Annotated in this window: 11 protein-coding genes; 4 read left to right on the top strand and 7 right to left on the bottom strand. The window is 39.3% G+C overall.

The window, feature by feature from the left end:
• Both MTF64_RS15525 and MTF64_RS15520 read left to right on the top strand, forming a co-directional pair.
• The gene (locus tag MTF64_RS15525) at positions 1–534 is read left to right on the top strand and encodes a YfiR family protein (protein WP_095206797.1); all 534 of its coding nucleotides are present in this window, start codon (positions 1–3) and stop codon (positions 532–534) included.
• Positions 535–537: 3 nt separating this feature from the next.
• Positions 538–2,571 (top strand): EAL domain-containing protein, encoded by a 2,034-nt coding sequence (locus MTF64_RS15520; RefSeq protein ID WP_248443385.1) that lies wholly within the window; start codon positions 538–540, stop codon positions 2,569–2,571.
• 1 nt (position 2,572) lies between these two features.
• On the opposite strand, the gene MTF64_RS15515 is transcribed toward MTF64_RS15520, so the two are convergent.
• From MTF64_RS15515 to MTF64_RS15500, 4 genes are all read right to left on the bottom strand, one after another.
• Positions 2,573–3,208 carry an isoprenylcysteine carboxylmethyltransferase family protein gene (locus MTF64_RS15515; protein WP_121638275.1) on the bottom strand — a complete coding sequence of 212 codons (636 nt, stop codon included), beginning with the start codon at positions 3,206–3,208 and terminating at the stop codon, positions 2,573–2,575.
• A gap of 98 nt (positions 3,209–3,306) precedes the next feature.
• Positions 3,307–6,234, bottom strand: a complete 2,928-nt coding sequence (locus tag MTF64_RS15510) for a TonB-dependent receptor (protein WP_248451910.1) — start codon at positions 6,232–6,234, stop codon at positions 3,307–3,309.
• Positions 6,235–6,704: 470 nt separating this feature from the next.
• The gene (locus MTF64_RS15505) at positions 6,705–8,030 is read right to left on the bottom strand and encodes a PAS domain-containing methyl-accepting chemotaxis protein (protein ID WP_248451909.1); all 1,326 of its coding nucleotides are present in this window, start codon (positions 8,028–8,030) and stop codon (positions 6,705–6,707) included.
• Positions 8,031–8,162: 132 nt separating this feature from the next.
• Positions 8,163–8,417, bottom strand: a complete 255-nt coding sequence (locus tag MTF64_RS15500) for a YfhL family 4Fe-4S dicluster ferredoxin (protein WP_024032926.1) — start codon at positions 8,415–8,417, stop codon at positions 8,163–8,165.
• A 259-nt stretch (positions 8,418–8,676) separates the two neighbouring features.
• On the opposite strand from MTF64_RS15500, the gene MTF64_RS15495 reads away from it, so the two are divergent.
• Positions 8,677–10,350 carry a hypothetical protein gene (locus MTF64_RS15495; RefSeq protein WP_248451908.1) on the top strand — a complete coding sequence of 558 codons (1,674 nt, stop codon included), beginning with the start codon at positions 8,677–8,679 and terminating at the stop codon, positions 10,348–10,350.
• A gap of 123 nt (positions 10,351–10,473) precedes the next feature.
• Positions 10,474–12,036, top strand: a complete 1,563-nt coding sequence (locus MTF64_RS15490; RefSeq protein ID WP_248451907.1) for a tyrosine-type recombinase/integrase — start codon at positions 10,474–10,476, stop codon at positions 12,034–12,036.
• Positions 12,037–12,205: 169 nt separating this feature from the next.
• On the opposite strand, the gene MTF64_RS15485 is transcribed toward MTF64_RS15490, so the two are convergent.
• The 3 genes from MTF64_RS15485 to MTF64_RS15475 form a co-directional block, all read right to left on the bottom strand.
• A complete protein-coding gene (locus MTF64_RS15485) occupies positions 12,206–12,499 on the bottom strand; it encodes a cyclic-phosphate processing receiver domain-containing protein (RefSeq protein ID WP_033011193.1) in 294 nt (97 codons plus the stop codon).
• 75 nt (positions 12,500–12,574) lie between these two features.
• Positions 12,575–13,672 (bottom strand): cell division protein FtsZ, encoded by a 1,098-nt coding sequence (locus tag MTF64_RS15480; protein WP_248451906.1) that lies wholly within the window; start codon positions 13,670–13,672, stop codon positions 12,575–12,577.
• A 74-nt stretch (positions 13,673–13,746) separates the two neighbouring features.
• Complete coding sequence (locus tag MTF64_RS15475; RefSeq protein ID WP_248451905.1) at positions 13,747–14,721, bottom strand: WYL domain-containing protein; 975 nt, start codon at positions 14,719–14,721, stop codon at positions 13,747–13,749.
• Positions 14,722–14,911: the final 190 nt, after the last annotated feature.

Below are 14,911 nucleotides of genomic sequence, written 5' to 3'. Positions count from 1 at the left end.
ATGCTTAAGCCTTTAAATCGATTGCTTTACCTATTTTTTTGCCTTGCGCTTTGTACAAGCTCAAGCGCGTTTGCGGTGCAAAAAGAATATGTGCTTAAAGCAGGCTTTTTATATAACTTTGCCCGCTTAGGGCAATGGCAATCTGCACCCGAAAACGGCTCCGACTTTTTAATTTGTAGCCCCGACAGCCAATTTATAGCAATAGCAAATGCCGCCCTAGAAAACAGAAAAGTACATAAACGCCACTTACGAAATAAACTAACTCCCCTCGAGGCAACTGCACTTGAGGGCTGTGATATAGTATTTATTACCGATAATACCTATAACATGTGGTTAGATGCCCACCCCGCGCTTAATTTAAAAAATACAATGATAGTTGGCGAAACCGATGGCTTTATAGCCGCACAAGGACATATTCGATTTTTTCTTTCAAGTAGTAAGGTGCGCTTTGAAGTTGCCCCAAGCAAGCTTAAAAAAGCAGGCATTACTATGAGCTCAAAAGTGCTGCGCCTAGCACGTGTAGTTGAGGGGTAAATAATGAAAAACTACTTCTCACTCAACTCAATGAGTAAAAAGCTGCTGTTTATTTTAATGAGCGTTGCGCTTATTTCTACGGCTACCGTTACTGCTGTTTTTAGCGCGTATGAGCTAAAAACCGCAAAACAAGAACAAACACAAAGCCTAAAATCACTCTCGCAAATATTAGCCCCCAATATTAGTACTGCTTTAATATTTTACGACACCGCCGCAATAAAAGAGCTGATTGAGCCGCTGTTAATGCGCTCCGACATTGTATCGGTAGAAGTGATAAACAATTTGAGCCAACAAATTGCAAGCGTAACCTCGCCTAAATACAGCCAAGAAAGCTCAGCCCCGCATACAATAGAAGTAAAAACACCATTAACAATTGACGCTCAACGCTACGGTACGCTGATTGTGCGCGCCGACGACAGTGACTTAAACGACAGAGCCGCTTTTTATGGCCGGTTTATTATTGTATTAATGATTTTTAGCTTTATTTTAAGTTTGCTTGTATCGCTAATGCTCAGAAAGCGTTTTTTAAACCCCATTTTATATTTAGCACAAACAGCAGAGCAAATTACCTCATCTAACGACTATAGCTTACGTGCAAAAGAGCTTTCAAAAGATGAAGTGGGTAAGCTAACTAGCTGTTTTAATGCCATGCTACAAACTATAGAACAGCGCGATAACCTGCTAGAAAACCAAGTAAAACGCAGAACAAAAGAGCTCGAAAATGCGAATGTTCAGCTGCATCAATATGCCTATCAAGATGGCTTAACCGACCTACCTAACCGCCGTTATTTTTATGAGCACCTGCAACAGCTTGTAAGCACACCTGAACAACCATTTTCTTTGGTATTTATTGATTTAGATGGCTTTAAAGAAGTAAACGATAGCTTAGGCCACGACTTTGGTGATTTATTACTTCACGAAGTGGCTAAGCGACTTCGCCGATGCTTAAAACAGCAAGACATAGTGGCGCGCTTAGGCGGTGATGAGTTTACCCTAATACTAAAAGGAATAAGCGATACAACAGCGGTTTCGCACATTGCACACGATGTAATGAAAAGCCTGACCCGAACAATAACCATAAAAAACGAACATGTGCAGGTAACCGCGAGTATAGGCGTGGCGTTTTTTCCGCATGACGGCATATCGGTCGAAACCTTAGTTAAACGAGCCGACCAAGCGATGTATTTGTCAAAAAGTAAGGGGCGAAACAGGTTTGAGTTTTTCTCATACGAAATGGAAGAACTGGCGATTGAAAAGCGCCGCCTTATAGAAGAAATACGCATTGGCTTAAATAACAACCAATTTGAACTTTACTATCAGCCAATATGGGACCCCCATTCACGTACGCTAAAAAAAGCAGAAGCGCTGATCCGTTGGAACCACCCAGAGCGAGGTATTATTGGCCCTGTTGAATTTATCGATATAGCAGAGCAAAATGGCTTGATAAAAGAGCTAGGTGAATGGGTTAAATCGCAAGCTGTTCGCGATGCGGTGCAGTTTAATAAACTAAGCTATACACCGGTGCAAATTAGTGTAAATACCTCGCCTTTAGAAATTGATCGCGACGGTGTTTGGGTTACCCAATGGGTAGAGGCGTGCAAACTTTATAATTTGCCACCTCATACTATATTAATTGAGATAACTGAAAACAGCTTAATGGACCCAGATAACGCGATTCAGCATCATTTAAAACGCCTTAATGCGCTTGATATAGACATTGCCATTGATGATTTTGGTGTTGGGTACTCATCGCTTGCGTACTTGCAGCAGTTAGACATTGATATACTTAAAATAGATCAATCGTTTATACAAAATATTGAAGCCAATAGCAGCAGTATAGCGCTAATTAAAGCCATAATTACTATGGCGCATAACTTAGGGGTAGAAGTGGTCGCCGAAGGGGTAGAAACACCAAACCAACAAGCACAATTAATCGCGTTGGGCTGTGATTACATTCAAGGCTACTTATATTCTAAACCGCTTTCAAAGCAAGATTTTATAAATAGCCATCTGCAAATAAAAGCAACCGTTGAATAACCTACAACCAGCGCGGTACGGTTTGCTTATATTTTAGGTAGTCATTATTAAAACGCGTGACTAAATGCGCTTCTTCAACGGCTATTTGTTTATAAAGCGCATATAAGCCCACAGCAAGGCAAATTAAGCTAAATAAGCTTGGTAATGCTAAAAAGAACCCCAGCTGAGCAGTTGCCACACCGACATACATAGGGTTGCGCGAAAAACTATATAACCCGGTAGTTTTAAGCGTTTGAGGCCCATTTGGGTCTATACCCGAGCGCCAAAGTGACGCCATATGAAAATGAACAACCATACTGAGCACAAAGCCCGCCGTGAGCATAATATTGCCAAACATAACACCCGGCCACCCATTTAAGGTATAAAACATACCTAAGTAGTTATCGGTGGCAGGCACAAACACACGCAGCACACACACAAACCATATAGCAGCTCTAAAAAACTTAAACGCCATATGATTCCACCAGCTAGTACAAAACTTAGCGCCAGGAAAAATAACACCCGCAGGCGTTGAACGGTTTTTATAAATAATTCTAACGGTGTAAAACCCCGCCACAAACGTATAAAAAAGCGCTAAATACACACGCGTAAATTCGATTAGTGAAGCAGAATCATCTATCAACGGTTGGTAACTCATTAATTTATTTTCTTCATCCTTTTATAATAATTTCATCATAATAGTCATGCTATTCATTAACAAGGTTAGTGTGCTAAAAACGTATAGTGGGCTTTTATTTAAAAGCTATAATTTATACCCGCGTAGTAGCGCCTACCTGAGTAACTTGAACTTAATAAACGCGCATCGCTATCATTACCTAAACGCGTAACTGTTTCCGATTTAGTTAAGTTAATAACAGAAGCTGTTAAGCTTAAGCCATCAGATATATTAATGGCGGCATTTACATCAACTTGCTCGTAAGGGTCTTGGTATACATTTAAACCGCTGTTTAAGCCAAGTACTGTTTCGCCGCGTTTATTGTACGACGCGCGAAGAGTAAAGTACTCGCCTTCGTAATAAGCAGAGGTGTTGTACTGGTATTTAGCGCTTCCAATTAATGGCGATTGGCCAAATTCTTCACCATTTACACTTACATCGGCTTTATTGGTTTTGTTATAGGTGTAATTAGCATAAAAACCAAAACCACCTGCAAATGCATGTTGAATAAATACTTCGGCCCCTTTTGATACCGCATCGGTGCCGTTACCCACTGTGCTGTATGGCGCAACGGTAATTACACCGCTCTCTACTATATTTTCTTTGCCTGCAAAATCTTGCTGCATATCTATTACCAGCGGCACAACAAAGTTATCAACCTTTTTATGAAACAGCGCTAACCCCAATGCAGAGCCCTCGGCGTAATAATATTCAATAGATAAATCGGCCTGCACTGATTCAAAAGGTTTTAAATTTTTATTACCGCCACTGCCACTAAAGCCCGCAAGCTCGTTGAATGCCGCTCTGTCTTCTGCCCATTCATCTGATACAAACGTGATACGCTGCTGCGAGCCTAAATCGCTGTAATCTGGTCGCGCCATCACTTTAGCAATAGCGCCTCTAATTACTAAATCGTCGGTGGCATCCCACGCTATGTTAAAGCTTGGCAGAATTTGTGTGTCGGTGTTTTTTTGTGTAACCAACTGATAGTCTTCTACAAAACGCGCATCGCCAGTTACCGGCTCGCCTGTTTCATCATTGGTGTGATCAAGTTGATAAGTATATAAATCGGTAGAAGAGGTTAAGGTTTTAGTTTGTACTACGCGCACACCTAAATTACCTCTTACTTCACTAAATTCAAAATCGCCTTGGATGTAAAACGCTGATGTTTTTTCTTCAATATCGTATACAAAGTTATCTTCTATGCGGGTATAAGGCGTGTAGTTATCGGTTACTAAATCTCGGTATTTATCCCAATCTATGCTGGGCATTTGGTTTATATTAAACCCGCCAACTATATTGGTTTGATTAATAAACACATCCTCGGCAAGTGGCATACCGCCATTCCATTGGTAGCTATCAAATTGCGTTATACCTTGCTCACTCGCTTCACCTGCAGCAATATCAAAGTTAGGATCTAAAAAAAACGTATTACCGGTCTCGCGGTGTAAATTGGCATGGCGATATTTAGCCCCGGTTCTAATCGTTTTTAAAAACCCCCAATCAACATAAAAGTCGATGTCGGCTTGATAATAATCCTCTTCGAGTTCGCTGCGCACAAAGCTTGAATTTGACGAACCAGCATCACGCCCGCCGCCCAAGCCACTTTGCAAGTTAGCTAATGTGTTGGGGTCAATACTCAGCGATACATTATTTTCATTTAAAGACCACGCTGCGCTTTGCGATGCGTTTTGAATAATGGTTTCGTTTTCGCCGGCGTTTGAGCTTTTATAAGCGGCTTCCCAGCTTTCTTCAGGGCCGCCCTCAGATTGAGTGTTACCAATAACAAAGCGGGCTTTAAAGCTATCGCCTTCGTAGGTTAAATTAAAATCGATAGTATCGGAGGTAGACTCTTCTCGTACATAACTGCCACGCATCCACGGAAATTGCATATCGTTTTCAACACCGCTAGCACTGGCATTATATTGCATACCCGTTGCAATGGTGCCTGTTTCGTCTAGGGTTACTGCGGTTAAAAAATCAGGATTAAGTGACCACTCAGGAATATCAATGACTGATTCGGTTCGGTCTTGTCCGAGTGTAAAGCCAAAGTAGTTAAACCCTAGTTCTAAACGATTAGTTGGGCGCCATTGTGTACTAAATTGAATACCTTCACGCTCACGTTTTTCATTAAGCACAGAGCCACGTACAACTTGCGGAAACCACACGCCATCATAACGATTACCGCTGGCATCACTTATCGTATCCCACCCGTTATTATTATCAACGGCATTACCATTAATATCAGTCGGTTGACCGCCACCCGTGTAACGCCATACATTTGCATCGGTGCTGCCTGTTAAAGTGCGATTAGTACGCTCTTGATAGGTATAACCTACTAATACGCCAAAGGTGTCGTCGTCATTTTTCCACGAATATAAGCCACTAAATTGCGGCTGGTACTCTTTTGTCACATCGGCGTAAGTAGATTCAACGTTAAATACACCTGAGTTTGCCTCCATGCTTAAAGGCTTGCGGCTATGCATTAATACTGTGCCGCCCACGCCGCCTTCATCTAAACGCGCTTCGGGCGATTTATACACTTCTACGCTTTCTATCATGGCAGAGGGCAGTAAAGTGTAATCGAACGAGCGTGAAGGCTCTCCAGGTGATGAGGCTATAAAATTGCCATTAAGCTGAGTGAATGTAAGCTCAGATGATAAACCACGAATACTCACCGATGCCCCTTCTCCGCCATCGCGTTCAATAACAACGCCGGGGACACGCTGCAACGAATCCGCTACATTTTTATCAGGAAATTTGCCAATATCTTCGGCAGTAATTGCATCCACCACAGAGCCAGACATACGCTTAACATCTAAGTTCTCAGCCATGCTTGAGCGTATACCCCGTACTTCAATTACTTCCATATTTTTTTTAAGCAGTGTTTTAGCGTTTTGTGAGGCAGCATCATCAGCTAAGCTAAATGGGCTTGAGGTAATAAGTGATGCACAAAATAAAGATTTATATACTTTAGATAAAGGATAATGACGTAGGCAATTAATCATTTTTTACAGCTATTCCATTTACATTGCTTAGGCTAAGCAAATCAGTGATCCATTAGCGTATTGCAGTACGTAATGGCAAATTGCTGCAAAGTTTACATGGCGAAACTTAATGTATTGTTAACGCTTGGCTTAATTTAGTCTCAACTGTGGTTAAAAAATAACTCACACCTCACTATTTATTCTTATTAGGGTTTATGCGCCCGTTTTTAAGCTATTTAATGCTACCTAAAGTGGAAATAACCCCTTGTTATAAAAATATTACCCGCCGCTTTACTTCACCTGAACTCCGATTAAGAGATTTACTAACAAATTGAATTCCAGTGATAGTTAAATTTATTTTCTCTAGCCAGAGATAGGTTTATTACCCACAGTTCAAATTATTTAATATGTGCCGGTACGCATTCTTGTTAAAGCAAAAAACCGCTTTCGCGGTTTTATTTTATGCTTGTTGTTTTAACGTATTTACTCAATCAGTTATTAGAGTTTAATTGGCTGGTAAATTGGCCCACCGCATTAACCACTTTTTGGGCTCCATCTTGAATTTCTGCCATAACCTCACCCGACTCTTTAGAAAGCGCTAAACCTTGCTCTGCTTTTTCTTTGCCTTGCTCAATAACCGCTACCGTACTTTGAGTTTGTGACTGATTACGCTGCACCACTTCCACAATTTCTTCTGTTGCTTTTGATGTTCTTGACGCTAAATGCCTTACTTCATCAGCAACCACAGCAAACCCGCGCCCTTGCTCTCCTGCACGCGCAGCCTCTATTGCAGCATTGAGTGCAAGTAAGTTGGTTTGCTCGGCAATACTACTTATGCTTTGTACTATGCTGGCTATTTGTTGAGATTGTTGATCCAGCGCCGAAATTTCGTTAGCTGCTTGCTCCATGTTTACAGCCAGCTCGTTCATAACAGATACGGTTTCTTGTAATACGCAGCTGCCACGCTCTGCGGTTTTATCTGTTTCTGTAGAGGTGCCATAGGCTATTTCGGCTGCTTGCGAAATAGCAATTTCACGGTTTACTTGCTCAGTAATTACGGTGGCAAATTTCATTACCTTATAAAGCTGATCCGCATCATTTGATATAGGGTTGTAGGTGGCTTCTAACCAAATTACATTGCCATATTTATCTATGCGTTTAAACCTGTCGGCAATAAATTGGCCTTGCCTAAGCTTGCTCCAAAACTGTTGGTATTCAGCCGAATTAGCTTCTTCGGTTTCACAAAACACCCGGTGATGCTGGCCAATTATTTCTGATTCACTGTACCCCATGGCTGACAAAAACTGATCGTTTGCCGTTAACACATGCCCCTGTAAATCAAACTCAATCACAGCCATAGAGCGATAAATCGCTTTTATTGTGTCGCTTTGTTCTCGAGAGGTTGTAATGGTTTTAGTAAGTACAGTGCCAAACACCGAAAAATACAATAATTGATTTTGCTCACCCACCACTGGGTGCACAATTAATCTTAGCCACTCTGCATTACCATCTTGGCGAACAAATTCAATAGCCCCACTCCAGTGGCCTTCTTTTTGGAATGCTTTTTCAAGTTCTTCGTATTCAGGTGATAACCGCGACTGATCAGCAATAAAATCGCCTAGCTGATTATTTGTTAAATTATCTTCGTTATAACCTAATGCGTTTAAAAAGTTATCGTTAGCATGCGAAATTCGCCCATCATAAAGTACATTAAGTACCAGCATTTCTTTGTAAAGCCCTTCCCACACTTGCTCTAAAGGGTACAACTGGGCTTTTAAAGCGGCTATTTCGTTTTGCTTACCTTTTGAAAAAAACATTAATTTCCCTACCAAAAAACACTAAATCAAGTTACTTCCAGTATAGGAGGTATTAATGATAACGCGATAATTAATAAGTAGTTTAAGCTATTTTTTTGCTAAAATTGTAAGCATATGTTCCTTTTTATGTGCTCAGCCTTCACTTTCAACTAGGTTTACATACTTTTGTGCGAGCTGCTCAAGTGACTCCCTATTTAAAGGATCGCTTTTAATGCAATTAATAGGGCACACTATGACACACGTTGGTTTATCGTAATGCCCCACACATTCAGTGCACTTATCTGGGTCTATTTGATAAGTTTTTGACCCCATAAAAATCGCGCTGTTGGGGCACTCATCTACACATACATCGCAGTTAATGCACTTGTTATTTATAAGTAAAGCCACTTTGTAGCCCTTTCAATTAAAATTAATTTAAAACAATGAGTTAATAAAATAAAAAGTATTTATAGGCTATTTTTTAAGCCGTATTAGTTTAATAAAAAACCACTATTTTTTATTAAATCGTAGCACACATTCGTAACACACTTTTTTGTTTTTAGATGTGAGCCTCAACCGCACATTATGCCTATTTTTCTATGTTGCTTTGTTGATTTAAGTCAATAGAAATCGCCGTAAGGCTGTTATTTCTTTAGGTTTTATCAAAATGAAAAAATCATTATCAACGCTTACAAAAGCCCAATACACAAAAGCTAAACTAGAATGGAAACAGCTAAAGTCGCCTTTTTCTATGTATAATATAAATCGGTGTGCTACGCTGGCCAAAAAAATCATACTTTACGAAGAGGAATGTGATTTAAAACAAGGCGTTAAAACAAAGCGCACTAGGCGGTTGTCAAAATATGACGCGCAACACCACATTCGACTAATTTTTTCCAAATCTGGTAATGTCATTTACTATTCTAACTTCCCTAAAACCTCTGACATAGCAAATACAAAGTTAGGTGAAACGCCCGAATTAACAATAACAAAAGCATGTAAGCTTACTGCTCAAATGCAGGAGGGAGTATTAAACAACCACACTGTTAAAACAGTTTTTAATGCTTACGAGAAAAGCCTAATTGAGCGCCATAACACTGCGCCGACAAAGTTTGCAGCGTCATCTCTTAAAACATACCAATGCATGTTGAAAAAACTCAGGCAACATTTTCCACTTAATCAATCATTTAAATCACTTACAGCGGGCGAGTTAGAAAAGATTATTGATCGCATTATTGTGGCAGAGTCAAATACTCAGGCAATCGTACTTTTTGCACAAATTAGGAGGGTATGGAAATTTGCCAAAAACAAATTTAACTCTGGTAAAAATCCAGCAACTGACATTGATGACTTTTATGTATCTGACCGAGTAGAAAGCCCTAGACCTTGCCAAGCATATACTGATCTCGATTCGATAGCTGAATTATGGATTAACCTGGCATCAGCGCCAAATATACATCAAAAGAACGCTGCTCGATTTATGATTTTAACAGGTATACGCCCAATCAACATTCCGCAGATGAAATGGGAGTGGCTCAATAGTATCGATTTCCCTACGTTAATTACCTTTCCAGCATCCGTTGTTGGTGTGCGTGGCGAAATGAAAAACCAAAAAGAATACAAGTTGCCATTAACCAAAGCTATGCGTGCGATTATTTTGGAACAAAGAGCGTGGATGGAAAATGCGCTTCCGAACTGTAATCCTACTCATATATTTCTTCAGCCACGGGACGTTAGAAAGCCATTTGCAAAAAGATCGTTAGATAAGGTGATAAAAGATTATTCACCCGTTGATGCAGTAAAAGGTGATCAAAGAAATATTGTAATGAAAGGATCTGCTGGAGCCTTTTGCACAATGTGTCGAAGCTTTTTTAAATCCAACACAAAAGCGATTATGGTTGATAACGGCTACCATTTTAGACATGCAGAAGAACTAACCCGACTAGCGCTTCATCACCTTAGAAAAAACGATGATCCGAATGGGCTTAACTATGATAGGTCTGAAGAGTTATTTGGAACCTCTACAAAATTAAAATTTAATGTTTTTAAAATTCATGAAGTAAGTATTTTGAAAAGAGCGAAGGAGCTTGAAAGCCAAAAAATGAGACTTACCGGCATGCAAAGTAATCAAGCTAAAAATCTTAAAGAAAATAACGTAAAAAAAGCCCTGAGAGATAGAATTAAAGCTTATTTAGTTTACAAAGGTAGCTATGTAAATTTCATCAACCAGCCACTTGGAGACACTGGAAGGACAACAAAAGATTTAATATTAACAGCAGAGGGAAGAGCTGTCGTTGAGAGATATTTAGATGCCCATGAGGCCAAAGCAAAAAATAATTAAAAAAAGTTTAATTTCGACTTACCAAAGTTTTTGTAAAAAAAACTAATTTCATATCATTGCCTTATTAGAGCGATACCTCATCAATTATTTGAGGATTTTAACTTTTTTAAGGTTTTTATATTAATGGCAACATCAGTATTAAATTCAGTAAAACCATGTGAGGTCACGATTAAAAGTCGTGACCTTTGCATGGCTGAATTTAATGCATTTAAGCCACCGTACAATGACGAGTCAATGGAAGAGCTAGCCAGTCTTGCGACTATTATATTGGCGCAAGAAAAAGGAAAAAGACTTTCAAAATATCAACTTAAAGATCAAATAAGAATTGTCTTCCAGCATGATGGCATTATTAAATTTTTTACTCATTTTAAAAAAGAACATGGCATAAAAAACACAAAGATTGGTGATTCTAATGATATGAGTTTTTCAGCAGCGAAATTAAAAGCGGCCGAAATATACAAAAAGAACACCTCTAATTACACATTCGAATTTGTAGTGAGTAAACAAATAGAAAACTTACAGGCAATTAATAAACATAGCCCTAGCAAGTTAGCTAGCACCACAGTAAAAACATACACCTCTTACCTTAATGCAATTCAAAATGCCTTTGGTAAAAATACGTTATTTCAGACTATTACGCCTGAGATAATAGAAGCAACGCTTGACCAACTACTAACAGAGAAAAGTGGCCCGCATGTGGCTAAGCAATTCGAGCAGATGAAAAAACTGTGGGTATTCGCAAAAAATAAGTATAATAACGGCACTAATCCATTCCTAGAAGTAGACAATAATTATATATCGTCTAGAACTTCGAAGCCTATTGCTTGTAAGGCCTATACTGATATATCTCTAATTTCTCAGCTATACATAAACCTAAAAACATCTAAAAATAATACATTAATAAATGCCGTACTACTGATGATGTTTACTGGGCTAAGACCCATAAATATTTGTAACTTGCGCCTGTCGTATATAGATGATTTAGATAATCCTAAGTTTTTAACGTTTCCTGAAACAACCCATACCACTCGCGGTGCTATGAAAAACCAAAAAGAGTTTAAAATACAACTCACACCCGAGATGAAAAAAGCAATACAGCAAGAATTAAAATTAAACCCAGACACAAACCGTACCTACTTATTTTGCAAGGTTAAAGACGACTCAAAACCCATCAGTAAAGAGAGTTTAAACCGAGCTCTTAAATATCATGCGCCAAAAAACATGGTGGCGGCCCCGCGAGATAACATAAATATAAAAGGCTCAGCCGGAGCATTTCCAACACTACTTCGCAGCTTCTTAAAATCGCACATGAAAGAAGTGCTAACTAAAAAAATTGGGTCATCAACAATTGCTGAAATTGAGTCTAAAAAAATGCTTCATCACTCTGTTTCAGAGCACGATCCGATGAGTAAACATTATGACCACTCGAATAAAATATATAACACTGATATTAAAGCACTTTATAAAAACTTTTCCCTTTTTGAGAAGGAAATACTTAAAGAAGTAAAAATACAGACTAAGTTAAAAAACAAAACGGTTAAAAAATCATTTTTAAAATTAGATTATTCAAATAAATTTATCGCCAAAGTCAAAAGTACAGTAAGTGCTTATTCAACTATCTGGTGTAATATAACCCAGCAAGCCCAAAAGCTTAAAAAGAGCCGCCCTTTACAAATACTAGAGTAGCATTTACATATAGCTATCCAACTTTTTCTTTGCTTACAAAACCTATAAAGGGCTTTACTAGGTGGTGCAGATTGATTTCTTCTAAAAGCAGGGGTATCAAAAATATCCGATGCTTTTCGCTCAGTGGCGATCACTTTAGAACGTGACTCATTTTTAGTCTCATTCAGTATTAATGCCTAGCCAGTAAATTAATTTGTGCAATTGCGCATTCCATTTTAATTCGTGCTGAGCTATTGGCTGAATGAACGGCTATTGTCGGTGGTACAAAACCATCAATAAACACTGCCCGCTCAATCCAAAGTAAAACGTCATAGCCAGTGCCTTTATTATCATTTCCTAAATCATGATCAAGGCTGAGCTGTTTTACTTTGCCGCTCTTCAAAAATGCAATCACTTCGTCAGGCCAATAGGCTCGTAACCAACCGGCTGGTGCTTCTCTTTCATCATCTAAATATACATTCATAGGTTTATCTCACTGAAAAATGTATTCAGACTCTGAAAGCAATAACTAACAACCCTTTAAGCTATATAATAATAGTTATTTTTCAGATGGTGCTGGAACTTGATTACGTATAAACGCTGGTATGTCAAAAATATCAGAAGTTTGGGGTTTAGCTCTTGCAGCTGACGATTGTTCGACTTCGCTACTAGGCGCTTTATTGAAAGGTTCAACAATCATCTTAGCACTTGCACCGGTTGCGATGATCAACAGCTCATAATTAGTTGATAAGCTCTCTATTTTAGAGACGCCACAAATAACTAACGCATTAGGGCTTACCTGATGGCGTACTGTATCGGTAATGAGATTATAACTGCCCAGGGAAATTTCATCTTTGCAATTAACTTGTATTATCACCCCCGTACTTGATGACATATCCACTTGATTAACTAGCGGGTTGTTTAGCGCCGCATCAAGTGCAGTAGTGAGCTCACTTTCTTCATCGCATTTACCAACACCCAGTACCGCATCGCCCTGGCAGTCCATAATTTTGGCAAAATCATTCAAATCAACGTTGATCAAACCTTGAAAACAAAGCATGTCTATTAATGATTTTATCAGTGAATGAAGTATTTGGTTGCTATGCTTAAAGGCGTCAAATAAACCAATATCATTACCTAGCACTTCAATAAGTTGATCGTTTGGGAGAGTAATAACAGCATTAGCATGCTCTTTAAGCTCATTTAAACCTGCTTGCGCTATATTACTCCTAAACTGCCCTTCACTACTAAATGGTAATGTAGCAACAAATATAATGGGCTTACCTTGCTCACTAGCAAGTTGTGCAATGTAAGGGCTGGCGCCAGTCCCAGTACCACCACCCAACCCTGTTGCACACAGAATTATATCGCAACCATTAATGAGCGTTAAGAGCTGCTCTTTACTCTCTTCTGCCGCTTGTAACCCAACTTTAGGGTCTGCGCCGGCACCGTAACCATGAGTGAGCTCAGCACCTATAAGCACAGCTTCATCACTTTGTGTATGCTCAAGCACTACTTTATCGGTATTAACACTGTACAAGTGCGCCTGATCAGACTCGCGTTGCTCAAAAATACTGTTAAGCGTATTACAACCGCACCCACCAATACCAAATACACCGATTGATAAACCATCATTCTGCTGAATTAATTGAAACATAACACCTCCTTCATCTTTAAAAGGAGCATAACAAACAGGTGCGTCAATTTTTGACGCACCTAAATTAGTTGGAGTTATTTATAAATGTTAGCGGCCGCTTTAAGCTTGCTAACAATTCTTTGTCGCAGCTTTTCAGGTTTAATCACTTCAAGCCAATGAGCATATTTAAGCAACTCATCGGTTAATTGCTCGGTATCAATAGTTTGGTAGGTAAGTAATACGTTTTTTTCATCAATACTTTGCTTATCGGTCATCTCGCCAAGCTCAATAAATCCTTGATTAACCGCAGAGTGTTTGGGAGCTTTTACGATAAGCTCAATACACTCTTGGTTCATGCCTTTATTAATAGCACTGCGCAACGTTTTTAGTTGTTCAGTACTCGGTTCTCTACGATTTTTTTGTAGTACATGTACATTACGAATGCGATAAACCGGCATTTGATAGCATTTATCGTGAAGTTGCCCCACCATAAACTGCGCCATTAAAACGCCGCCTTGTTCAACTAAGTTGTAAAAACTCAACTCAGCAAACTTCAACCAATGTGCTTCATCGTAAAGTACCCTATAAAGCTCAGCGCTCACGACACGCTTATGCTTAATCGCATGCTCAATTTGCTCAACTAACTGAGTATCAATATTCACTTTTAATGACGATTTTGGAAGGGTTGCAAGCCAACTAGGTACATGACCATTAAAACGTTTAAGAGCCTGCTCTGCTTTAATACGTACCGACTGTTTAACATCTTTGGGGACAGATTGCGGTATTAACTGCTCTAGCAACAAGTAATGTTGAGCCACTTCACTGCCCATTATTTTCGCATTACCACCTCGCCACTGCGCATTGATAGACCAACCATACGGCTTACTACGCGTGTCTTTTTCAAGCCCAAAACAACCTTGATCGTAAAGTGATTGGAGGTCTCGCTGGAGCATGCGGGTTGGAATATCAAAGCCACGTTCAATCATTCTTTGTTGCAATTTTTGAGTTGAAATAGAGCTTGGTGCAATTGGCACAAGCTCTAAAATTGATAAATGGCGGCGTGAACTCATTTTGCATTACCCATTACATAAAGGTGATATAAAACATCATGGCTTTTTATCTTCTACAAAAAATTAAGATGCTGATTCAACCTAACAAATTACACCCATTAAAATTCTACGCAGTGTAGTGGTCAACTAATTTTGGCCACAGTTTTAGAATCTTGGTATCTAACCTCAGATTCATTTGGCGCTAAACCAG

The organism is Pseudoalteromonas sp. 2CM41L (assembly GCF_023161905.1).
Lineage (GTDB): Bacteria > Pseudomonadota > Gammaproteobacteria > Enterobacterales > Alteromonadaceae > Pseudoalteromonas > Pseudoalteromonas atlantica.
The sequence above is the reverse complement of the archived record's forward strand: the minus strand, read 5'-3'. Positions and strand labels throughout refer to the sequence as shown.

Bases quoted from the DNA above. Each gene is read 5' to 3' on its own strand.
- MTF64_RS15525 (WP_095206797.1), top strand. From the start codon at position 1: ATGCTTAAGCCTTTAAATCGATTGCTTTACCTATTTTTTTGCCTTGCG.
- MTF64_RS15485 (WP_033011193.1), bottom strand. From the start codon at position 12,499: ATGAATGTATATTTAGATGATGAAAGAGAAGCACCAGCCGGTTGGTTA.
- MTF64_RS15480 (WP_248451906.1), bottom strand. From the start codon at position 13,672: ATGTTTCAATTAATTCAGCAGAATGATGGTTTATCAATCGGTGTATTT.
- MTF64_RS15475 (WP_248451905.1), bottom strand. From the start codon at position 14,721: ATGAGTTCACGCCGCCATTTATCAATTTTAGAGCTTGTGCCAATTGCA.
- MTF64_RS15495 (WP_248451908.1), top strand. From the start codon at position 8,677: ATGAAAAAATCATTATCAACGCTTACAAAAGCCCAATACACAAAAGCT.
- MTF64_RS15505 (WP_248451909.1), bottom strand. From the start codon at position 8,030: ATGTTTTTTTCAAAAGGTAAGCAAAACGAAATAGCCGCTTTAAAAGCC.
- MTF64_RS15510 (WP_248451910.1), bottom strand. From the start codon at position 6,234: ATGATTAATTGCCTACGTCATTATCCTTTATCTAAAGTATATAAATCT.
- MTF64_RS15490 (WP_248451907.1), top strand. From the start codon at position 10,474: ATGGCAACATCAGTATTAAATTCAGTAAAACCATGTGAGGTCACGATT.
- MTF64_RS15515 (WP_121638275.1), bottom strand. From the start codon at position 3,208: ATGAGTTACCAACCGTTGATAGATGATTCTGCTTCACTAATCGAATTT.
- MTF64_RS15520 (WP_248443385.1), top strand. From the start codon at position 538: ATGAAAAACTACTTCTCACTCAACTCAATGAGTAAAAAGCTGCTGTTT.